This window comes from Candidatus Abyssobacteria bacterium SURF_5 (assembly GCA_003598085.1).
Taxonomy (GTDB): Bacteria; Abyssobacteria; SURF-5; order SURF-5; family SURF-5; genus SURF-5.
Genome location: QZKU01000051.1, coordinates 16,814 through 38,635, shown reverse-complemented (window position 1 = coordinate 38,635; position 21,822 = coordinate 16,814). Strand labels below are relative to the sequence as shown.

The 21,822-nt window shown below is 53.9% G+C and carries 15 protein-coding genes; 6 read left to right on the top strand and 9 right to left on the bottom strand.

The window, feature by feature from the left end:
* Positions 1-185: 185 nt before the first annotated feature.
* Together glgB and C4520_07015 are read left to right on the top strand one after the other, a co-directional pair.
* Positions 186-2,450, top strand: a complete 2,265-nt coding sequence (glgB, locus tag C4520_07020; GenBank protein ID RJP23085.1) for a 1,4-alpha-glucan branching protein GlgB — start codon at positions 186-188, stop codon at positions 2,448-2,450.
* A gap of 53 nt (positions 2,451-2,503) precedes the next feature.
* Complete coding sequence (locus tag C4520_07015) at positions 2,504-3,952, top strand: hypothetical protein (protein RJP23084.1); 1,449 nt, start codon at positions 2,504-2,506, stop codon at positions 3,950-3,952.
* Between the two features lie 60 nt (positions 3,953-4,012).
* On the opposite strand, the gene glgC is transcribed toward C4520_07015, so the two are convergent.
* The 5 genes from glgC to C4520_06990 form a co-directional block, all read right to left on the bottom strand.
* Positions 4,013-5,299, bottom strand: coding sequence for a glucose-1-phosphate adenylyltransferase (glgC, locus tag C4520_07010; GenBank protein ID RJP23089.1), 1,287 nt, complete (start codon positions 5,297-5,299; stop codon positions 4,013-4,015).
* A gap of 718 nt (positions 5,300-6,017) precedes the next feature.
* Positions 6,018-8,162 carry a hypothetical protein gene (locus C4520_07005; protein ID RJP23083.1) on the bottom strand — a complete coding sequence of 715 codons (2,145 nt, stop codon included), beginning with the start codon at positions 8,160-8,162 and terminating at the stop codon, positions 6,018-6,020.
* A 559-nt stretch (positions 8,163-8,721) separates the two neighbouring features.
* Complete coding sequence (locus tag C4520_07000; GenBank protein RJP23082.1) at positions 8,722-9,609, bottom strand: alpha/beta fold hydrolase; 888 nt, start codon at positions 9,607-9,609, stop codon at positions 8,722-8,724.
* 61 nt (positions 9,610-9,670) lie between these two features.
* A complete protein-coding gene (locus C4520_06995; protein RJP23081.1) occupies positions 9,671-10,903 on the bottom strand; it encodes a hypothetical protein in 1,233 nt (410 codons plus the stop codon).
* Positions 10,891-11,082, bottom strand: coding sequence for a hypothetical protein (locus C4520_06990; protein RJP23080.1), 192 nt, complete (start codon positions 11,080-11,082; stop codon positions 10,891-10,893). The genes C4520_06995 and C4520_06990 overlap by 13 nt, the downstream gene beginning before the upstream one ends.
* A 24-nt stretch (positions 11,083-11,106) precedes the next feature.
* On the opposite strand from C4520_06990, the gene C4520_06985 reads away from it, so the two are divergent.
* Positions 11,107-12,258, top strand: coding sequence for a hypothetical protein (locus tag C4520_06985; protein RJP23079.1), 1,152 nt, complete (start codon positions 11,107-11,109; stop codon positions 12,256-12,258).
* Positions 12,259-12,554: 296 nt separating this feature from the next.
* Here the strand turns inward: C4520_06985 and C4520_06980 are convergent, their stop codons facing one another.
* Positions 12,555-14,468, bottom strand: a complete 1,914-nt coding sequence (locus C4520_06980) for a CocE/NonD family hydrolase (protein ID RJP23078.1) — start codon at positions 14,466-14,468, stop codon at positions 12,555-12,557.
* A gap of 315 nt (positions 14,469-14,783) precedes the next feature.
* On the opposite strand from C4520_06980, the gene C4520_06975 reads away from it, so the two are divergent.
* Together C4520_06975 and C4520_06970 are read left to right on the top strand one after the other, a co-directional pair.
* Positions 14,784-16,778 (top strand): class A beta-lactamase-related serine hydrolase, encoded by a 1,995-nt coding sequence (locus C4520_06975; protein ID RJP23077.1) that lies wholly within the window; start codon positions 14,784-14,786, stop codon positions 16,776-16,778.
* A 237-nt stretch (positions 16,779-17,015) separates the two neighbouring features.
* Complete coding sequence (locus tag C4520_06970) at positions 17,016-17,630, top strand: hypothetical protein (GenBank protein RJP23076.1); 615 nt, start codon at positions 17,016-17,018, stop codon at positions 17,628-17,630.
* 392 nt (positions 17,631-18,022) lie between these two features.
* Here C4520_06970 and C4520_06965 read toward each other — a convergent pair whose 3' ends face one another.
* The 3 genes from C4520_06965 to C4520_06955 all read right to left on the bottom strand — a co-directional run bounded on the left by C4520_06965 (position 18,023) and on the right by C4520_06955 (position 19,372).
* On the bottom strand, positions 18,023-18,481 hold the full coding sequence (locus C4520_06965) for a hypothetical protein (protein RJP23075.1): 459 nt from the start codon (positions 18,479-18,481) through the stop codon (positions 18,023-18,025).
* Between the two features lie 128 nt (positions 18,482-18,609).
* Positions 18,610-19,161, bottom strand: coding sequence for a hypothetical protein (locus C4520_06960; GenBank protein ID RJP23074.1), 552 nt, complete (start codon positions 19,159-19,161; stop codon positions 18,610-18,612).
* A 4-nt stretch (positions 19,162-19,165) separates the two neighbouring features.
* Positions 19,166-19,372 carry a hypothetical protein gene (locus tag C4520_06955; protein ID RJP23073.1) on the bottom strand — a complete coding sequence of 69 codons (207 nt, stop codon included), beginning with the start codon at positions 19,370-19,372 and terminating at the stop codon, positions 19,166-19,168.
* Between the two features lie 3 nt (positions 19,373-19,375).
* Here C4520_06955 and C4520_06950 point away from each other — a divergent pair, with 3 nt between their 5' ends.
* On the top strand, positions 19,376-21,814 hold the full coding sequence (locus tag C4520_06950) for a formate C-acetyltransferase/glycerol dehydratase family glycyl radical enzyme (GenBank protein ID RJP23072.1): 2,439 nt from the start codon (positions 19,376-19,378) through the stop codon (positions 21,812-21,814).
* Positions 21,815-21,822 lie beyond the last annotated feature (8 nt).

Genomic DNA, 21,822 nt, shown 5'->3' with positions numbered 1-21,822 from the left:
AATACCCTCTGCGACATTGCTCTATTCCTCTTTCACCATAAAAACCCTGTCTTTGTGCCCTTTCACTCACTTCCGAATGTCGGGTTGCGGAATCGCTGTCCCTCGGTTCTACCCATGTATTTATCGCCTTTTTTGTGGTATCCTATAAGGTAGCCGTTACCATTCCACCATGTCCATTATCGTTTATGGAGACCGAGAACCTACTGATCCAGCCAAAGACTCAGGATATCGAGCGGCTGTTAAACGGCGAATTCAGTAATCCCCACGCCATCTTGGGCGCCCACCCGCTGAAGCATCCCGCTCAAGGAGTGGTTGTCCGCGCCTTCCACCCCGATGCCGTGCAAGTGGACCTGCAGAGTGACCGCGCAACAGTGCGGATGACTCGAATTCATCCCGGCGGCCTGTTTGCGGCCGCGCTCATGAATGAGACCCTGCCCTTCGATTACAGGCTGACTTTTACATTTTCCAATGGCGAAACCTGGGAGCGGCGAGACCCGTACGCATACCTGCCGACGCTCGGAGATATGGATGTGTATCTCCTGGGAGAAGGAAGTCACCGCCGCCTCTATCAGCGGCTCGGTGCTCACCCCTGCGTGCAGAATGGCCGAAAAGGAGTCGCCTTTGCCGTCTGGGCGCCCGCGGCGAAAAGAGTCAGCATCATCGGTGAATTTAACGGATGGGACGGGCGTCTCTATCCCATGAGAACGATCGGCAGCTCCGGCGTCTGGGAATTGTTCGTCCCCGACATGGACGCCGGCATCTTGTACAAATACGAAATAAAAACCGCCGACGGCCATATTCGGGTAAAAACGGACCCGTGCGCATTTGCCATGGAAGCTCCGCCGAAAACCGCTTCCATCGTCTGGGATATGGAGCGGTATCAGTGGCACGATTCCGAATGGCTGAAGACGCGGCAGTCAAAAGACCTGCGACGCTCCCCAATGGCGATTTACGAAGTGCATCTGGGTTCCTGGCTCAGACCTGCACAATCTCCAACCCGCTGGCTCACGTACCGCGACCTGGCGGATAAGCTGGTAAAACACGTGCGGGAACTCGGCTTCACCCATATCGAGCTCCTGCCGATCGCCGAGCATCCGTTCGACGGCTCATGGGGATACCAGGTAACCGGCTATTTTGCGCCAACCGCCCGTTTCGGAACGCCGGACGATTTCAAGTACTTCGTCGACCAATGTCATCAAAATGAAATTGGAGTCATCCTCGATTGGGTTCCCGCTCATTTCCCCAAGGACGACTATTCGCTGCGGTGGTTCGACGGAACCGCTTTATACGAACATTTCGACCCTCGCCAGGCTGAGCACAAGGACTGGGGCACGCTTATCTTCAATCTCGGGCGCAATGAAGTGCGAAACTTTCTGCTGGCGAACGCGCTTTTCTGGCTGGATCAATATCATATCGACGCTCTGCGGGTGGATGCCGTGGCTTCCATGATCTATCTCGACTACAGCAGGAATGACGGCGAGTGGATTCCTAACCGATACGGCGGGAAAGAAAATCTCGAAGCAATCGAATTCCTGCAACTCATGAACGAGGCCGTCTATGCCCAGTTCCCGGGCTGCTTTACCATCGCCGAAGAATCCACCGACTATGCGGGCGTCACTTCCCCCAAGTACCACGGCGGGCTCGGGTTCGGTTTCAAATGGAATATGGGGTGGATGCATGATACGCTGCAATATTTCAGCAAAGACCCCGTTCACCGCAAATACCATCACAATACGTTGACGTTCTCGATGCTCTATGCCTATAGCGAAAACTTCGTTCTCCCCCTTTCTCATGACGAGGTCGTCCACGGGAAAGGCTCGCTTCTTCGAAAGATGCCGGGCGACCGCTGGCAGCAGTTTGCCAACCTGAGACTCTTGCTGGCATACATGTTCACTCACCCGGGTAAAAAATTGCTGTTTATGGGGACTGAGCTTGCTCCCGACTACGAGTGGAGCCATGATTTCGGACTCGATTGGGATTTGCCGAAGGACCCGCTGCGGCAACAGTTCCAATTCTTCTTGAGGGACCTGCTCGCACTGTACCGCAGCGAGCCGACTCTGTGGGAGCGCGATCATGACCCACGTGGGTTCTTATGGATCACCTGTGACGACAGCGCGCAGTCCGTTGTCTCCTACATCCGGTCAAGCGACACATCCTACCTCGTCTGTGCATGCAATTTTACGCCCGTGGTTCGCTATGATTACCATATCGGAGTGCCTGAGGCAAGAGCATACAAGGAAATACTGAATACCGATTCAGACCTGTACGGGGGCGGCAACGTCGGCAACTGGGGCATACTGAATGCCGTGCCGCAACCTTTCCATGGCTTTGCTCAGTCGCTCTCGCTTACACTCCCTCCACTTGGATGCTTGATTCTGGAACCGATTGATCAAAGCTTCGACAATCAACGGACGGAGAAGATTCAAAAACAGCAACTTAATCTCTGCTGACGTTTCTGGTGTCGCCGTAAAGGCAATTCACCATCGAGAGGATTCGAACGGATATGGCCGAATTCCTTTTTCAACTCATCGACAGCTTCAGATTCACCGATTTCCTTGACATATCCATCATCTCGATACTTATCTATCTCGTCGTGATCTGGTTCGAAGCGACGGCATCCAGGTTCGTCCTGCTCGGAATCTTCATTCTCGGCGTCATCTACATCCTGGCGCGCCTGTTCAATATGTACCTGACCGCGGTGGTTTTACAAGCGTTTTTCGCCATCCTCTTGATCTCCCTTGTCGTCATATTCCAGGAGGAGCTGAGAAGGTTTTTCGAGCGAATCAGCATGTGGAGTTCCTTGCGAAAAGGTAACAATGTCTTTTCCGGCTACCCCGAAATAGAAATCATTTCCCGCACAATGAACGAACTTGCCCGCAAGAAAATAGGAGCGCTCGTCGTCATTCGAGGAACCGACCCCCTCGACCGGCATCTGGAAGGAGGATATGAACTGGACGGCCGTTTGAGCCAGCCTCTTCTGGAGAGCCTGTTCGACCCGCATTCGTTCGGACATGACGGCGCCGTGATTATCGACCACGGCCGGCTATCACGATTCGCCTGCCATCTGCCGCTTTCGAGCAACATACAAGCCCTCGGAATGCGCGGCACACGCCATAGCGCCGCCCTCGGCCTCGCCGAACGCTCGGATGCGCTCGTTATCGTCGTCTCCGAAGAGCGCGGCACGATCTCATTGGCAAAAGAGGAACGCCTCGTCGAGTTGACGGATCCATTGACACTCCAGGCGGAACTGGAAAAGTTCGCCCTGGATAAATTTCCGAAAAACCATCGGACCTGGCTCCAGTGGATCAGAGAAAAATCGAAAGAAAAAGCAATCGCCGTTGTCCTGGCATGCGTCCTTTGGTTCGTTTTTATCTACCAGACGGGCACTGTTCGCCGCGATTTTGTTGTCCCTGTCGAATACCGAAATCTGAAGGCCAATTGGGTCATCGAGGAGCCAATGCCCAAAGAAGTCATGATCAGCCTCGCCGGAAGAACCCGAGCATTCGACCTGGTGGATATGCGCGCGCTGAAGGTCGTCGTCGATATGGAGGATATTGAGCAGGGGCATCAGGACATTATGCTTACCGCCAATTCCGTGACAAGCCCTTCCAGCTTGTCCGTCATCGATATCGAGCCCAAAAAAATACGGGTCGCCGCCTACCAACTCGTTCAGGCGAATCTCCCCGTTCATGTGCGAACTCACGGGAAGATTCCCGCAGGTTTAAAAGTCTCCCGGACAGAAGTCTCACCGGATACCATACCCGTGCTTATTCCGAGTAAGGCGGTTAACGGATCCCTGAAGGTGACGACGGAAAGCATAGACCTGCGGAAGTTGACCGAAACCACTACCGTCACGCCGTCTCTCGTTCTGCCTGCAGGCGCCCGCTACGCTGGACCACGGCCGCCGAAGGTCGATGTGAGGGTGGAAGTAACCCGCATCACACAATCATGAGCGCGCTGGGAGGGCCGAATTCTTTCGGCCAGACGGAGGAGGATCATCAGTGTCTGTCGCCTACACAAGCGGAGCAGCCTTGTGCGCCGAAACGGATTTCTGTTTTATCGGCATGGCCATAACAGGAACCGGCGAGAGAATCGTTCCCTTGGGAATGACAACAATGCCATTTTCCGAAACCGAAAACCGCTTGCGGTCTTCTTCCAGATCGTATCCAATTTCCGTGCCGGGGGGTATGATCACGCGCTTGTCGATGATTGCCCGCCGGATACGCGCATGGCGCCCCACCTGCACGCCCGACATCAGGATGGAATCGTATACTTCTGAATAGCTGTTTACTTTCACTCCGGGAGAAAGGATGCTGTGCTGCACGCGGCCGCCGCTGATAATACAGCCATTTGAAACGAGGGAATCGAGCACCAGACCAATCCGCTTGCCATCGTCGCCTCCGGCAAACACCGTTTTGGCCGGCGGATATTGTTCCTGATAGGTCCTGATCGGCCAATTGACATCGTACAGGTTGAAGGCAGGGTCAACCGACACCAGGTCCATGTTGCAATCCCAGTACGAATCGATCGTGCCCACGTCGCGCCAATAATTCGACTGCTTCTTGTTCTCGTCAACGAATGGATATGCCTGCACGCGGTGCGAATCGAGCATCATCGGGATTATGTCTTTCCCAAAATCCTGACCACCTTCGCGCACGCCGCGCTCCAGCACCTCGGCCAGGACTTCCGTCGAAAAAACGTAAATACCCATCGACCCGAGCACTCCGCCGTTGGGCGTGCAGGATTGAAGATTCTTCGGCTTCTCGATGAATCGATTGATGCGGCCGCTGCCGTCCGTGCATAGCACCCCGAAACGATGCGCCTCGTTCAGCGGCACGTCAATAGCGCCCACGGTCAGGTCGGCGCCGGTTTCCTCATGGAACTCGACCATTTTTGAATAGTCCATCTTATACACGTGATCGGCCGACAGGATGAGCACGTAACGGGGATGCACCTTGCGGATCGAATACAGGTTCTGATGCACGGCCGACGCTGTCCCCGTATACCATTCCTCATTGATGCGCTGTTGCGGCGGCAGTAGCGTGATAAACTCATTGAGAACGGGATTGAATATGTTCCAGCCAAACTGAATGTGACGGTGAAGCGAGAGCGACTTGTACTGCGAAAGAATGAATATCTTGCGGATATCTGAATTGATGGCGTTGCTCAGCGTAAAATCAATCAGCCGGTAAATCCCCCCGAATGGGACTGCCGGCTTTGCCCGGTCCCGCGTTAGCGGATACAGGCGCGTCCCTACTCCCCCCGCTAATACAACGGCAAGAACTTCTTTTGCCTTCACGTTCTCCTCCTTGTATGTCTTTCCCAACCGTACAAGGCCGGTCCTATTCGCTTTATGAACATTCAAGAAAAACTTCTTGCACAACGATGACAGCTTGTTCTGCAGCGTCTCCACTTGCAGCTAAAGGTGCAGGTTGTTCTACGGGGGCGAGCCAAACAGAGCGCAATTCAAATAACAGCATCACGCCTTCTCCACACAAATCGCGGTCTCACCGCCATGCGGGTTTATTTTCTGATCCGGCCCTGAAAGCCAAACGATCTTGAATCAGGCAGGTTTTCTAGAGATATAAATAAAAAAGCCTTTCAAATCCATGTTGCCTGAGATATCTCGGAGGGGTACCCCACAAAGCTTCATTTCCATAATCGGGATGCAGGCAGATGCACTGCAAACAGTGAGGGCAGATTTTCGATGGACGGTTAACGACCCTGCCGCATCCGCACCACATTGCCTGAAGTAGATCGAAATCCTTCCCGCAGTGCCAACACCTGACTCGGTGCAGCATCTTCTTCGAGGCCTGGGGCTGGGTGCCGCTCATCTTTTTTCGCGCCTCCACCCTTACAACCGCACTGTTGTTAGTTTCGCCTATCATTATTTATCGATAAACAGTAAAACGCAATCGGTTTCAACAAGTTTTTTTCTCTTCTGAAAAAAATACCGCCGCCGAGATTGGAATCACGAGAGGAAGCGCGGGAGAAGGGGAAAAAGATGAAAGAATCGGTCAGACTTCGGCCTTTCGAGCCAGAGCCGCAAACGAAAGCAGGTACAGAACCAGCGCGACGAGAAGCAGTGCCTTGATTCCAATGACGAACGAAGCACATTCAAGCATGCCGCCAAACATCGCCCCGATCAGGTTCGATCCGAAAACCGTGTTCAGCTCGCTCGATCTGCGGAACGAATCGGCAAAGATCACACCGGCAAAGAAAATCGGGAGAGATAGGAGCACCCCCGAAACAATCGCTTTGGGAACGAGCGAAACACCGGCAAAATACTCGAGCGGAATCTGGTATATCAGCAACAGCGAGATTCCCAGCCCCAGGTAATAAACCCAGCGCGGCCTCATTCGCGCAAACCCGCAATAATAATTCGCGATGAGTATCATTATCATAATGCCTGAGATGATGATCGAATTCACCATCCACGTCGCCCCGAAAAGCAGGGCCAGCTTGCTCACGTTCTGTACCTCGATCAACAGAAAACCCGCCCCAAGAAAAAAGAAATGCCAGTTTACTCCATTCAATCCGCTGAAACTCTTTCGTACCAGAAGGATCGAGATCAGCATCAACACCCCGAAAATAATGAAATAGAGAGATGGGATGCGCTGCCCCTCAAGATACAGATACGGCCAGTCATCTGTCGGAACGGCCGCTGCCGTCGCCGCATCGGCGAACGAGAGGTCGATCAGACTCTGCATAAAAGGATGCTTCGCCATTGTCTGAGCGATAGTGGACGCGTCCCCGCCTATGAAGACGCTCCCGCCCCAGCCCCGAATCGTATCGCTCAGTCGAAAACAGACCGGCGGCCCGCCGAACGCTTTCATCATGATGTCATAGAGGCTGTGTCCAATGAAATTGTCCTTCACGTCAAAGATAAGAACAAGCACCCCTTCCGGCTTCAGCAGGCCTTTTGCCTCCTGAATGCTTTGCAGCGTGTACACGAAATTATCGAGTCGTACGTTTGAAAGGTTCGAGGACAGCGTATGCGAGTCAAGCAGACCGAACACAATCAGGTCGTACCGCTTGCCGGTCCGATGAAAAAAGGAGCGCGCATCATCGTTTATCCTGGTGACCCGCTCGGAAGAATACGGTTGCTCCGGGTGAAGCCGCTCGCCCACATCAATTATCACCGGGTCGATCTCAACCGCGTCCACGTGTCGCGCTCCGTTCCTCAGTGCTCCCGCAACGTCATTCCCGGTGCCCGCCCCGACAATCAGAACCTCATCCAGTTGTTTCCCAAACAGATACGGCAGATTGTAGTGGTCATACTTCAGCATCTCAGCGCTGCTGAAGCCGTAAATATGCGGGTTTTTTCGTACAAATTCATCGGATAAGTTAACCGCCTGCTGATACGGGACGCTGTTGACGTTGATTACGTATCCTACCCGCACAAGACTCGCTCCGTCCGGATACTCCAGCGGCTTAACTTCCAACTTCTGATACGGCGACCAGATCTCCTCGCGCTCCTCCCGCGCCGAAATATAGTCGTGCACGAGCAAAAAGCCCCCAATCACTATCATCAGTCCTACCGACGCTGGCAGTGAACTCCTCCGTCCTTCACCCACCAGCAAAACTATGACCATGACGAATAGCAGAGAAAACCAGATAATCGGAGGGTACGACAGCAACGAGAGCAGCGTGAAGAGTGCTACCCCCGCGAGACTGCCGAAAATATTTACCGTATACGCCCTCAGCGGGCGCTCGCTTGTCCTCAGCAGTTCCCCCAGCAACTGCCCGAATGGAACAAACAGATACACGATCGCAACCGTCAGCGCGGAAAGCATTCCAATACCAATCAATAGCTGCCACGTCTTCTCGATTCCAGTCGAGACTGCCTGATACCAGATGATGAAGTCCTTGAGATTGCCCAGGTACATCGTTATTCTCGGCAACGAAAAGATTCCCAGGCTCCACGGACAGTACACCAAAAAAACAAGCGCGCCCAGAATTGCGAGCGGTAGCGCGATCGAAGGCTCTCTCCGGGGACTCGCGCACCCAAGACCGATCCCCAGAAAACAGATGATCAACAGCAGATTGTGAAAATAAGCAAAAATCCTCAGCTCCGCCGAAAGCCACCGGATGATGAGAAGCTCGAGGAACAGGAGGAGAAGGCTTACCCAGAAAAGCTTGAAATCATGCAATTTGTTCATGTAGTTCGGAGGAAAGATAAGACAGTGTTGCCATCCTTGTGAATGTTTTGCGTTTTTGCGAAGGCTTGGGTTTCCTTAGATTTCCAAGAGTGAGCAGAAATTTGTTTGAACGAATGTTTTATTGTACCCGCTGGGCCTGTCGGTGTCAATCCTTCAAAAGTCGCGCAATTTCGCCCATTCCAGCAACTCGTTTACAATTTTTAACATTTGGTGACACACTAAAACGGCAGTGAATGTTTAACAGTTTGCTAAACAAATAAACAGACAAATCGCGCCGCCCGCATCAGCCAATACGATAAAATGAGGCGGAAAGGATCAATATGGCCCTCGATACAATCTGGAGAACAAAATTACAAAGTGTCATTCGGAATAAACCGGATATGGAATTCATCTGCCCGTACTGCGGCGGCCGATACAAAGGTCGTATTACATGCCCAAGAAGTTCGCTCGCCCCCGTCTCGTTGTCCGAATCCTCAAACAAGCCCTTGTTGCTTCCCCCTCCAAAAAAAGGGTGTAATTTTTGAGCTCCTTCATATCTCAACACGCCGGCCCGGAAAAGTCACTGTTTCAGGTGCTCGCGGAAAAAAGCAACCGCTTCGTCTGCGGATTTGGTGGCTGCGTCTCCTTCATAGAGCTCAAAATGGCGGGTACCGCGGAATACTACCCATTTCTTCGGTTCCGGCGCTTTGTCAAACAACTCCTTATAATCTTCCATCGGCGAGACCACATCCAATTCGGCTGCAATAAGCAATAACGGCCGGTTTCCCTTCCTGTGAATCACCGATAGCGGCGAAAACTCCATGTGCGCCTCAATGAACTGCACCATGATCTCGCGGCCGAGAAGTTGCGGCATCTTCTGCGCTTCTCTCTCAAAAAACTCGCTCATCTCCGGATCGCTCGCCAGCGCCATCGCATCCGCATACATCGGATCGTTCTGCAGGACGCGCCGGCGGCGATCCTCCTCGACCATCTGACGGAACACGCTGATCGCTTCCTCCGGCAGCCTCTTGGTTGCGGCGGTATAGCCGTCGGCGAATCCAAGCTGGCCGACGCCCGCCTTGATCCGGTCGTCAACCGCGAGAGCATACGGAGCGAGCGCTCCGCCATACGAAGTGCCCCACACGCCGATCCGCTCCGAATCCGCCTCGGCTCGAGTCGATACGTACGTTACCGCATTACGAATATCGGCAAGCTGCTCCTGCCACAGAAGGCGCCCGCGCCGGCCATCCGACTCGCCAAAGCCGCGGTAATCAAATGTCAAAGCGATAAAGCCGTTATCGGCAAAAACCTGTGCGTACTGCGGCAGGATCAATTCCTTGATGCCGGTGAACCCGTGGCACAGCACAACGGCCGGCCGCCTCTCATCCTCCTCCAGTTTCTCAGGCAGGTACAATATCCCCGCCAGGCGTGAGCCCTCAGAATAGAAATGAACCCGTTCGATCATCATCTACCTCTCCTTTTTCCAAATCTTAAGGGCATGATTTTAACACACCGCCCCGATCCGGGATCTAAAATTTCAACTCCCATTTCCCCTCATGGGCCGCCGCAATCAACGCCTCAATGTTATCCATCGGCGACTCCAGCGGCAGCGGGCTTCCCGTGCTGACGATAAAACCCTTCGCCCTGCGAGCGGCCTCAATCTGACGCGCCACCTCCGTCCGCACCTGTTCGGGGCGAGCATGCAATCCGAACTCCACCGCGTCAATATTGCCCCAGATGCACTTCGTATTTCCGAGCGCCTCGACAACGCGGTCAATCGGAATTTTGAAATTCTTTTTTCCTTCCTCAACTGCGACCGCAGAACATTTCAGCCGCCCAATCCTCCCCAACAGCGGCAGCGGATTCCCGCAAATGTAGTAGGTCATCAGAAGACCGCACTCCTCTGCAAAACGAAAATACCGCTCATTGCCGGGAAAGACAAATCTATCGTACAACTGGGGCGAGATGATGTCGGCGCCGCTGAATATCTCCTCCGCGTAAATACCATCGGCTCCGCTTTGGGCATAGCCTCTGAGAACCGGCTTTCGCTGCTCGAGAATGCGGTTAATGAAGTAAAGAAGATTATCCGGATTATCATAAAACGAGGTCATCAGTCCCTGAAACCCGAGCAGATATGCGGCGGTGTACGGAGTGCTGTCATAAATCATGACGAAATAATCGCGGCCTCGATCCTCCGCCACTTTCCTCGGTAAATCGAAAACGCCCTGCTCCTCGAGTTCTTCGAGCGGAACCAGTCGGACCAGCATATCGATCACGTCGCGGCTCTGGATCAGCTCCGACTGATCCCATACATCCGGCTCGTCGGCAGACGGCAGCACCCCATAGAGATAATCCCGGCCGGCGGGAAAGTCGGACGTTATCATCCTGCGGCGGTCGCCCGTAACGGTGTCAAAATAAAACAACTCATTCTCCTCAACGACAATCTCTGTTCGTTCGGCCCATTGCCGCGCGGGCCCGCTGGAGACTTCCATGCTATCCGGCATCACCGGAAAAATTTCATAAGCGGCATACAGCGATTGCATGCGAAACTCGACGTCCTCATCATGATCCGGCCGATACCGCTTCATTCCGCGCATCCTCTTGCGATAAAGCTCAACGTATCGCCGCTTTTCAACTGCCTCTCGAAATAGTGCCAGATAACTCGGCGCTGCGGGCACAACATCGTGCCCCGTCCCTTTGAGCGCCGCACGCATTCGCTGCTTCGGCGTCATCTCCGAACCCTTCTCTTTCATGGCCGCCATATTACACTGCAGAAACTCAAAAAGTCCATCATGTCCTCCCCGATGGCACAGGCGTCTCCTGTGGTCGTTTTCTTATGTCTCATCCTTTTCCTTAACCCAAAATCGAAAATCCAAAATATATCCAAAATCCAAAATATCTGGAGGAGGACTAAGCGCGATTTCTCCTCGCCGTTTCCCAAAGGCTCTATCTCCGAGGCTCGAATTTGATTGCCGCAATTGAATCGGTTATAATTTCTCCCCAGGTATTTCCGGAAACTCTCTCGAACGACAATATGGCTCCCAAGATACAATTCACGGAAGATGACTGGCGGCGCCTCGAGCAGAACTGGTGTGCGTGGTGGGCCGGCGAGATTGACCGGCCGATGGTGATCATCGACAATCCGCTGTCGTTCAGCATGCCGATGGAATTGTCACAGGAATTCCTGCTGGAAAAGCCTGTCGATGAAGTGCTCGACCATTTCCAGACGATCCTCGAGTTCCGCCAGTTCTACGGTGACGCGTGGCCGAAATGGTGGCCGGATTTCGGGCCCGGCATCATGGCGGGCTTTCTCGGCGCCAACGTGCATGGCGATCCCGAGATGACCACCGTCTGGTTCGACTCGCCCGATGCCTGCCCAATCGAAGAATTGCAGTTCTCTTACAATCCCGACAACATCTGGTGGAAGCGCATCCTTGATCTCACGCGCGGCGCGATAGAGCGCTGGGGCTCCTCGGTATCGGTCGCGCATACCGATCTCGGCGGCAATCTCGATATCCTCGCCTCGTTCCGCACCACCCAACAACTTCTCCTTGACCTCTATGACGCGCCCGAGCATGTGCTCCGGCTTGCCGGCCAAATCACAAACTCATGGCTTCGCTATTACGACGAGCTCGACGCCGTCATCCGGACAAGCGGACGCGGCACAACTCCCTGGGCGCCGATCTGGTCGCCAAAACGCTGTTACATGCTGCAGAGCGATTTCTCTTTCATGATTTCGCCGGAGATGTTCAAGAAATTCATTCTGCCCGACCTTAATGCCTGCTGCCAACACATGGACCACGCTTTCTATCACCTCGACGGCCCCGGCGAAATCCGCCATCTCGACATGCTGCTCGCACTCGACAATCTCAAGGGAATCCAATGGATTCCGGGCGACGGCGCTCCGCCGCCCGAGGAATGGCTCCCGCTGCTGAAGCGGATTCGCGACGCAGGCAAGCTGTGCCAGGTATTCGTCGAAGCCGAGGGAGCGCGTACGATCGTCCGCGAGATCGGCGGCCGCGGCTTCGCCTTCTACATCATGTCCTTCATCAACTCCGCCGAAGAAGCCAACGGTTTCCTTGCCCTGCTGTCTAAGGAAGACGCCGGAAGAAGCTGAAGATTCTTAGAGCACGGATTACTGCGGATTTTAACGGACTGTTACAGGTGGGGAAACACGCTGAGCGAAGCGAAGTCAGCTGACTCTGCCTGGCCTGCCACGCGCCTCGCGTGTGAAGACTCTCTTACTGTTGAGCGTAAGCGAAATCTCTCGCCCCACGGGATCATTCTGACCCGCGCTTCGCGGGAGAGAATCTCTCTTTTCAACCGCCGACCAACGCCGACATCCAAGCATGAGGCAGTTCAAACCTTTGTGTCTTCGTGGCTTGGTGGTTTGCTTATCTTTGTCTTTTTTTGTTACTCTTTTCGTTCCCCCACTACCGGCAAATCCACAAACGACGCCAGCCCCTGGCTCCGATGCACATTCAGAATCGTCGGAGGATTCGTCTTCATCAGCGGGAAATGGTCTTTATCGGCGCCGGCAATCGCCAGCCGGATCGAGTGTCCCTTCAGAAACAGGTACGATGTCGGCAGCAGGTCGAAAACCAGTTGGGCGGGTTCGCCGGGAACCAGCGGCATCGCGTCCGCTCTCTTGAAAGTCCGGTAAGGCGCCGGCGTCTTATATGGCGGCTGTTCCTCGCTCAGCTTCCGATGAATCGCCCGCAAGTGCCCCTCGGTCACATACGTCACCTCGCCCGACGGATGCACGTCCTCAAGATACACAATGAAATTGCCGTCGGTTGCCGTTGATGTAACCTGCAGCGTCACGACCGGATGACCGGTGACCTCCATATCCTCGGCGAGCGGAACCGATGTATAGCACAGCAGTTTCTTGTCTTCCTCTTTCCGCCCCGTATATTGTATCGGAACCTCTTTCACGTTTACGAGCGAAACCCAGCGCGAATGCAATCTCGTGCCGGTGTCGTAGTTCACCTCATAACTGTCCAGACCGTCCGCATCGGCAGGCGGATTGCTATCAAGCGCATGCTTCGGCGCAAAATAGAACCGCCGCATTTCCGCCGCAGGCGGCCACGTATCCGCGAATTTCCATTTTTCCTCAACCAGCGTGTAGTAACAGACCGGTTTCTCCGTCATCACGCCATTCTCGATCCCTTTCAAATGATAATCAAAGAAGCGCAGCATCTCCTCGTTGAAGTCGAATTCCACCTCTTGGGCGTTCGGCCACCAGGGCTTGATGCAGATGCTGTGGTCCCACGGCCCGATGAGCAGCTTGCCGGGATTCGACAGCGTTAAGAATCTCTTGATCGCCGCATGCTGGTAGCCGCCGTCAAACCAGCCACTGAAGCTGTAGATGGCGGCGCCGGACGATTCGAGCTTGTCGATGTAGCTGTGCGGGCTGAAGACGTCGACCGTGCCGAGACCCGAATCCGCGACGTCATCGCGGAATGTGATGCTCAATGCCTGCTCATGAATGCTCAGGTTTTCCGCATGTTCATCGATCGCAGCCGCAAGAAGGCTTCGGTCCCTATCAATATCGACCGGCCGCGGCCCTCTGACCGAAAGGCCGGGCAGAAAACCGAGTCCCTTGATCCTGTTCGTGTCGATAATGTTATTGAAGCGCGCCCACTCCTCCGTAAACCACGCCGAATGGATGCCGCCGGGAAACGCGATGTCGGTATACGTATCGAATAGCGCAAAGCGCGGCGCGACCGCCTTCACTGCAGGGTGATTGTTGACCAGCAAAAATTCGCTGGTCGAGCCCGTATACGACCAGCCGAGCGAGCCAACGTTGCCGTCAGACCACGGCTGCGCGATGATCCAGTCGACAATCTCGCCGCCGTCTTTCACTTCATCCGGCGACCAGGGATACTGCCGCGAGCCGAATGATGCACCCGACCCACGCGCATCGACATCGACCCATGCATATCCATGCGGAACAAACAACTCAATCAGTTTCTGCGTTTCCGGCGACGTGTTCGTGAGCAGATTGAACGGCCACCGCAGATCGAGCGATCTTACATAGCGCGTCTGAAACAGGATCGTCGGCAGCTTCGTCCCCTCTTCCAGTCCGTCGGGCAGGTACAGGTCAACCGCGATCCTGACCCCGTCCCGCATCGTAAGGTAAAAAGACCATTCGCTGATCCCCTTATACTGTCGAGTCGAATAGCCGGCATATTTGCCTGGCCGGCTGATCTTCTCGCTTTCCGCTGCATCTGCGCCCGCAGAAACATATGCTGCAATCACGATGAGCAAAAGGATAAACAGCAGGTTTAGGCCGCGTTTCACGGTATATCTCTCGGAAATCTTCATGCGTGTGCGTTTCCTTTCTGAAAAAATGTTCGTCAAAAAGCCACATCGTCGGCAATACAGTTGAACCGTAAAAACAGATGCTCTTACTTGTCATTCCCGCGAAAGCGAAAGCGGGAATCCGACTTAATCTTCTCCGCAACTTACATTTCTCCCCGTGCCGCTGAAGTTTATCAGAAGCCCTCCGCTAATTCAAACCGGAGGTAGTCCCTAATTCCAAGCCGTAGCGGCCAAACATCTCGCATCATTTTTCTTGATATTTTGGTCGGCTTCCGATATAGATATCATGCCGTGGCTAACTGCTCTCATCTTGGATAAATGGAGGCTCAAAAGGTCGTGTCCAAAGAGGAAGATTTCTTTGAAGATTTGAGGAGGGGATTTTCGATGCTTGCGAAATTTCTCTTCTCGAAAACGATGAAGCACATCAGTGCCACCGTCATTTGTCTAATCCAACTATTCGCTTCGCAGCCGGCCCGTGCCGGCGGTCCAACCGATCCGCAGGAACTTGAGGCATTCGTTGACTCTCTTCTCTCCGAGTTGGTGCAGGAATACCACATGCCGGGAGCAGTTTTCGCGCTCGTGAAGGACGGAGAGCTTTTCTTCGCAAAGGGATACGGCTTTGCCGACCTGGAAAACCGCAAACCCGTTATCGCCGACACGACGCTGTTTCGAGTGGCGTCGGTCTCGAAGCTGTTTACTGCCACCGCCGTGATGCAGCTTCATGAAAAGGGACTCCTAAACCTTGACGACGACGTCAATAAATATCTTACGCTGTTCAAGATAGATGACAGCTTCCCCGAACCGGTCACCGTAGCCAATCTGCTGACGCATACGGGCGACTTCGATGAGCGGATGATCGGGAAGGAAACCCCGGATGAATCAAAGGTCGTCCCGCTCGGCCTTTATCTGTCAAAGCACATGCCGCCTCGCTATGCGCCGCCATGGGATCAATACTGCTATTCGAACCACGGTATGGCGCTGGCGGGATATCTCGTGGAAGTTGTCTCCGGCATCCCTTTCGCACGATACGTTGACGAAAACATCTTTCACCCGCTCGGCATGAATCGCAGCAGTTTTCTTCGGGACCCTTTGCTGGCGCCTGACATAGCAGTCGGCTATACATTTAGAGACGGCTCCTATCAGCGCCTCCCCTATCATTATCTGTATGACGCGCCGGCGGGAGAGCTCAATATGACCGCAACCGACATGGCACGCTTCATGATCGCGCATCTTCAGAAGGGCCGCTTTGGAGAGATCCGCATCCTTAAAGAGGCAACGGCCGCGGAGATGCACAAACGACAATTCGGACATCATCCCCGCTTGCCGGGAACCGGCTACGGATTCTTCGAGATATCTGAAAACAACCAGCGAATGATCGGACACGTGGGAGGTCTGTACGGGCATGGCAGCCTGATGTTCCTTCTGCCGGAGCACAATGTCGGGCTCTTCCTCGCGTATAACTCGTCGGGTGAAACGGGAAAGCCCGACGTGATTCCCATATTCGGCAGCCGGTTTCTCGACCACTATTATCCGACCGGAGAGGATGCTGCGCCAAATGGACCGATGAGGAATTCCGACAGCGCTCGATTCGCCGGAAACTACCTCGCAAATCGCTATTCACGACACACGCTTCAGAAAATCGAGGCCTTCTTCGCACAGTTCAGGGTGGAGCAAACCGGCGACGGCACATTGACCATACATTTTCCCCTCAACTTCAAGGAGCCGTCGAAGTGGGTGCAGATTGAGCCACTGGTTTTTCAGCGGGTTGACGGCGACGGATTCGTCGCATTCTCGGAAGATAGGAGCGGCCGTATCACGCACATGTTCATTGACGCCATCCCCATCCAGTACACAACCAAACTGCGGTGGTATCAGGAAAACGCCTTCCACTTTGCGATCGCCGGAAGCAGCATCCTCGTCTTTCTTTCTGCTTGTATTGCGTGGCCTCTGCGAGCCCTGGTTTCTCGCGTCAGGGGCAGGCCTGATGCCGGAACGAGGGGAAACCGAATTGCCCGGTTGCTGGCCGGTTTCGCCTCTGCTCTGCACGTTGCGTTTGTCTTGGGTTTTATCTTGATCATGCCGAAGGCGATGGGAGAACTCTACCACGGAGTGCCGCCCGTCCTGATCGCGCTTCTCTGCGTGCCGATCCTGGCTGCAATACTGACAGCCGGAGCCATGGTCTTTGCAATACCGGCTTGGAAACATGGATATTGGTCTGTTGCCGGAAGACTGCACTACACACTCGTTCTAATTGGGGCGGTCGTTTTCATCTTTTTCCTCAACCACTGGAACCTGCTGGGCTTCAGATTCTGACTGTAGCAAAGTGACCTGTTGAGGACAGCCAAAGAAAATGTTAATTCTCGGTGGAAGACAGCTTGACATGCGCCAAAAAGCCGCTATAGAATCTTGACTGCACCAACCATCTGCATTAGCCGAAGGTTTATTTCCTGAATTGCATCAGCGGAGCCCGACCTTCCTTACGAGGACATCAGTTTATGGGCTTTCTCAGCGGCTTTATCGCCTCCCAAATTGACGAACAAGGAAACTCTAATGTTGTCAGGATGGATTTGGCGGAGCATGCCGAGAATATGTATTCCATTGACAGCGAACGCGTGGAAGATGTGCACATTGTCCAGGAGCACAAACACGATAAAACCCGATATTGCCATTTTTGCCGGCAAGACCCTCGTCAAATTCACTGTCAACCCTTACAAGTGGGTCGGCATGGCCTACAAGAGGGTCGGTTTCACCACGTGTCGGAAAGGAGTGTGGACCTATTTTGACTCCTGGCAGATCCGTCACCCTCATCTTCTCCTTATGGTCATGCTGCCGGGCTATGCCGTTGTGGATGAAGAACCACCACCGTACGAGTTTAGACCCTACAGATACGACCTTGATCATCATCCTGTCCTTATTTATAACGAGCTGCCTTTCGGCACGTATCGCGTCTCGTTACGATACAGGATTGACTCACAAAAATACGAAGAAATCCGACCTCAGATTCTGGAACGCTCCTCCTTTCCAACATCGTCTGACTTGCATCACACACATGCTCCCGAATCCGCGTCGGCACGCAAAACAGCCGCAGTCCTCACAAAAACCATCGATTGGATTCTCAGAGGAAGCGGAATGTGGAATCTCCTGAGAACCATTGGCTTTCTCTGAAACCATCTTTTTATTCCCGCCTCATCTGTAGTTACGGAGTTTGAATGACGAGCCATCATGACAAGTAGAGGGGCGTATCTGCCTGCCACCAATTGAGAAGCCGGCGCAAAACGCCTTGATCCAAAGCCTAACAAAACCTTAATGGGAGTCTCCGTCTTGGTGGTGGGAGGGCGCGGCACGCAGTGCTCCTATGCTTGCATTTATTGGCGGTGATTGGTTCCAATCCCGATTCCCGGATCGGTCTCAAGGCATCATTTGGATTGAAGAGAAACGGCTGAGATTAGTCAGCCGCGTCTTTCCGGATAGGTTTTTTGGCCGTTTCTTTCTTTTTGACCTCGTGGCGCTTTATCCGCCGATTGAGTTCGTACAGCTCGCTGAGCTGTTTCAGAACTTTATCGATTTTCTTCATCTTCAAGCTTCTCTATATCAATACAGTCCTGTTTGGAGCCGCGCATCTTCTTAAGCCGTATCAGGTCCTTTCTTGTCGCCAATCTTACCTTTCCTTCCTCCGATTCGGCTTCCAGTGACTCTCTAATTATTCTCCGGGTTTCCTCGGTCTCGGCAATGAGAAGATCGATAATCATTTCATCTTCGTCAACTATTCTCAAGAACCGATGAAGCTTCACTCGGAGTTTCCCGAATTTCCGGGGGATAATCGATTCGAAATAACCCTTCCTCTCCAGAATGTTTTTGGTCGTCTCGTAGTCTTCAGAATCAATCAACAAATCTATGTCCCGGGTGAAGCGCGCCTCGGTGTAGAAGGCCATCGCCACTTCCCCTATCAGGGCATACTTCACCTTGGCTGATTCCAACTCCTTCACCAGACGTCTGAATTCTTCGAATACGTTCATCTTATTCTGATGAGTCGGCCGAGTCCGTCGTCATCAGTCTGTCCCAATACTAAGATACAGGCGCTTTTGAAAAACTTTTCGGCCAATGCATATCAAGCTGCTTTAGAATATCGGCAGTGAAAATCCAGCTACTTTTCGAAAATATCCCAGGAAAACGGGTACCGAAGATTGAGAAAATCCACTCCCTCCCCCTTATGTTTTCTCCTTTTACCTGCGCGCGTACTTTCCTGTTTCTTGAGTTCGCGCCGCTTGCCTTCCAGGAGAACCATGAAACTTATCAACTGATTCCTGCCATCAAACCAGAAGCTCTCACAATCCCTGCAAAATCTGAAACACAGTGCAGCAGCGTCTTTTCCCAATTTCGTTTCTTCCAGCCGATGACTGCATCCCGGACAGGCTGTCACCATCTCGCGGGAAGTCATGTTTTCTCCGCCGGAAACACGTCCGACCGGCAACTGTTGCAAAGAGTCGGGGCCTATCTGCAGGATAGCTTTCGCACTGCCCCAGATACCCAGGCATTCGAGACAAAACGAGACGCCGAACTTGCCGCCATAACGCCCGTCAAGCTCGACATGATTCATGCTCTTCCGGCAAAATGGGCATTCGAGTGCTTTTTTCTCTTTTGGATCCATCGATTTGCTGACCCTGTTGCCCAACGACACGTAACGCGCCCAAATCATACCACTAATGATAAATCCTCATCAACATTTCAATGTTGTTTATCGAGATCATGACATCAATTTCCGCCTGGAATGCCCCGGAAATCGCGCCGGAATCGCGTTGACAGGCTGATCTGAATTTTGTTAAGATTATGAACGAAGTTTCCGGTATCGGCGGTCTTGGAGTTGTGAGCGCAATCAAATTCAATTTCAAGTTATCAAAGAGGAACATGTTATGACAGTTACAGCCCGGGAAACCTCAAAAGATAAAGTGCATGCCCGCCTTCAGTCGCTCAGGGGAATAATGCTTCAGACCCCTTATTCGGTCTGCATCCAGAAAGCGCGCCTTGTTACCGAATACATGAAGACCAGGGACGCCCAGGCCGCCCCGATACTGCTTCGGCGCGCGCGCGCGCTCGAATATATCCTCCACAACGCGGAAGTGATCATTCATCCCGAAGAACTGGTCGCCGGTTCTCCCGCAACGCATCGAATAGCAGCGATGCTGCATCCCGACCTGTCAGGCCTCTTGCTGTGGCCTGAAATCCATGAGCTGCGGACGCGCCCGACGAATCCGCTCCAGATCACCGACGAAGAAATCCGGCTTCTCGAACAGGAAATCTTCCCGTTCTGGTCCGATAAGAGCATTGCAGCGTATGCGGGCAAGTTCTGCTGTCCGGAACAGCCGATGGAAATGTTCATGCAGATAGGATATTACATTCTGACGCAGTTCGCGGGCATCTCGCATATCACGCCGGCCTACGACAAGGTGCTCAAGCTTGGTTTTTTGGGAATCGTCGAGGAGGCCGAGTCACATATCAAGCGGCTGGAAGAGATAGAGCTTTCGGGTGGAATGACTCCCGACCTGCTGCAACAATTGCATTTCTACGAGGCGGTGAAGATCACCTGCACTGCCGCGGCCGCTTTCGGCGAGCGCTATCGCCGAAAGGCGCTCGAGCTGGCGCAGGGGTGCGTCGATCAGGAGCGGAGACGCGAACTGCTCGACATGGCCGGCGTGTTCGAACGCGTGCCCGCGATGCCGGCCCGCACTTTCCGCGAGGCGGTGCAATCGTTGTGGCTTGCTCATGTTATCGTTCACCAGGAGAATTTCCAGCACGGAATCTCGTTCGGGCGGCTCGACCAGATACTGTATCCATTTTATGCAGCGGACGTCGAGGCCGGCCGGCTCGAGTACGACGAAGCGGTCGAGCTTATCGGCTGCATGCTCGTGAAATCGGCGGAAATCCTTCCACTGTTCAATTCTGTCGGCACGAAATTCTTCAGTGGTCTCTCATCCGCGCAGGGCATCACTCTCGGCGGAACCGATCGCGACAGCAATGACGTCACCAATGAGCTGAGTTATATCTTCCTTGATGCATTCGACGCAGTCCGGTTGCGCCAGCCCAACCTGCACGTGCGCGTGCACCCGAAATCGCCCGACGCATTTCTCGTTAAGGTGGCGGAAGTGATCAAGAAAGGGGGCGGTATGCCCGCCCTCTTCGGTGATGAAGGGATCAAGCCGGGATTGCTTTTGCAGGACGACAATGGCGCGGACGTCTGGGACTATTCGATCGTGGGCTGTGTCGAGCCGAACGTTCCCGGCAAAACAATGTCGGCGTGCGGCGCCGTTTTCGTCAACCTCGGCATGGCGCTCGAGATGGCGCTTACCAACGGCCTCAGCCGGTTCAACGACGCCCGGAACGGACCGCAAACCGGAGATGCGCGCGGCTTCACCTCCATTGACGACGTGCTCGCCGCCCTGCGCGAGCAGACGGGTTTCCTCGTTCGCAATGCCGTAGCAGGCAATAACGCAATCGAACTTGCGCATATCCATATGTATCCGACCCCCCTCTTATCGGCTCTCATCGACGGCTGCATGGAGAGCGGGCTCGACGTCACGCGCGGCGGCGCCTTGTACAATTGCACAGGCATCCAGGGCGTGGGACTTGCCGAAGTTGCTGATTCGCTTGCGGCCATCGACAGGCTCGTTTTCCGGGACAAGACGCTGACAATGGAACAGTTGCTCGGGTCGCTCGATGACGATTTCGACGGCAATGAGCGGTTGCGCCAGCAGATAAGGAACCAGGCGCCGAAGTTCGGAAATGGCAGTCCCGACGCCGATGTCCTCGCCGGAAAAGTCGTCCGCATGTACCACGACGAAGTCATCAGGTACCGCAATCCGCGCGGCGGCAGATATGTTCCCGGCTTCTGGACGATGACCACTCACAACGGATTCGGCTCGTATACGGGAGCGCTCCCGAACGGACGCAAAGCGGGGGCGACTTTTGCCGAAGGAATCACTCCGTCGGCGGGCGCGGATCGAAACGGACCAACGGCGGCAATGCGTTCGGTCGTTTCGCTCGGAATGAAGCACATCGGGAACGGTTGCGCCCTCAATCAGAAATTCCCGCCGTCGGCGCTTGCCGGCGAAAAAGGGAGCCGCGACCTCGCTTCGCTTATCCGCACTTACTTCGAGCTTGGTGGAATGCAGGTGCAGTTCAATGTGGTGGATCGCCAAACGCTGATCGAGGCGAAGAAACACCCGGAGGCCTATCCAGGCCTGCTCGTGAGAGTTTCCGGCTACTCGGCCTATTTCGCCGACCTGACGCCGGAAATGCAGGATGAGATCATCGCGCGCACCGAACAGAGCTTCCAAGGCTCATGCTGCGGCTGATCGGCAAC

Excerpts from the sequence above, each read along its gene's own strand:
- glgB (RJP23085.1), top strand. The coding sequence starts at position 186 with ATGGAGACCGAGAACCTACTGATCCAGCCAAAGACTCAGGATATCGAG.
- C4520_07015 (RJP23084.1), top strand. The coding sequence starts at position 2,504 with ATGGCCGAATTCCTTTTTCAACTCATCGACAGCTTCAGATTCACCGAT.
- C4520_07005 (RJP23083.1), bottom strand. The coding sequence starts at position 8,162 with ATGAACAAATTGCATGATTTCAAGCTTTTCTGGGTAAGCCTTCTCCTC.
- C4520_07000 (RJP23082.1), bottom strand. The coding sequence starts at position 9,609 with ATGATGATCGAACGGGTTCATTTCTATTCTGAGGGCTCACGCCTGGCG.
- C4520_06995 (RJP23081.1), bottom strand. The coding sequence starts at position 10,903 with ATGGCGGCCATGAAAGAGAAGGGTTCGGAGATGACGCCGAAGCAGCGA.
- C4520_06980 (RJP23078.1), bottom strand. The coding sequence starts at position 14,468 with ATGAAGATTTCCGAGAGATATACCGTGAAACGCGGCCTAAACCTGCTG.
- C4520_06975 (RJP23077.1), top strand. The coding sequence starts at position 14,784 with ATGGAGGCTCAAAAGGTCGTGTCCAAAGAGGAAGATTTCTTTGAAGAT.
- C4520_06970 (RJP23076.1), top strand. The coding sequence starts at position 17,016 with ATGTTGTCAGGATGGATTTGGCGGAGCATGCCGAGAATATGTATTCCA.
- C4520_06965 (RJP23075.1), bottom strand. The coding sequence starts at position 18,481 with ATGAACGTATTCGAAGAATTCAGACGTCTGGTGAAGGAGTTGGAATCA.
- C4520_06960 (RJP23074.1), bottom strand. The coding sequence starts at position 19,161 with ATGATTTGGGCGCGTTACGTGTCGTTGGGCAACAGGGTCAGCAAATCG.
- C4520_06955 (RJP23073.1), bottom strand. The coding sequence starts at position 19,372 with ATGTTCCTCTTTGATAACTTGAAATTGAATTTGATTGCGCTCACAACT.
- C4520_06950 (RJP23072.1), top strand. The coding sequence starts at position 19,376 with ATGACAGTTACAGCCCGGGAAACCTCAAAAGATAAAGTGCATGCCCGC.